Source organism: Vibrio sp. 10N.222.55.C6 (genome assembly GCF_041473395.1).
Classification (GTDB): Bacteria; Pseudomonadota; Gammaproteobacteria; order Enterobacterales; family Vibrionaceae; genus Vibrio; species Vibrio crassostreae_C.
The window spans coordinates 1-251 of record NZ_JBFRSD010000728.1 but is presented as its reverse complement, the minus strand read 5'-3'; the positions used below and the strand labels follow the sequence as shown (position 1 = coordinate 251).

Genomic DNA, 251 nt, shown 5'->3' with positions numbered 1-251 from the left:
GCAGGATGTTAGAACGCTCAGTCACACTGGTCGAAGCCCAACTTGCACGAGCAGCATGCGCGGCATCGAGTGCCAAGCTGATATCCGCCTCGGTTGAGCGTGCCACTTGGCAATACACCTGACCATTCACTGGGGAAGTGTTATCAAAATATTCGCCGCTGACAGGCTTCACCCACTCGCCACCGATAAAGTTATCGTATTGCGCTTTAAAGTTCACCACTGCGTTATCACTACCCGGCTGTGCGTAAATC

At 52.6% G+C, this 251-nt stretch carries 1 protein-coding gene; it reads right to left on the bottom strand.

The genetic code is table 11. The features are described from left to right. On the bottom strand, positions 1 to 250 hold a 250-nt coding region (locus AB4486_RS25855; protein ID WP_372119596.1), incomplete at its 3' end, for an aldehyde dehydrogenase family protein. Position 251 lies beyond the last annotated feature (1 nt).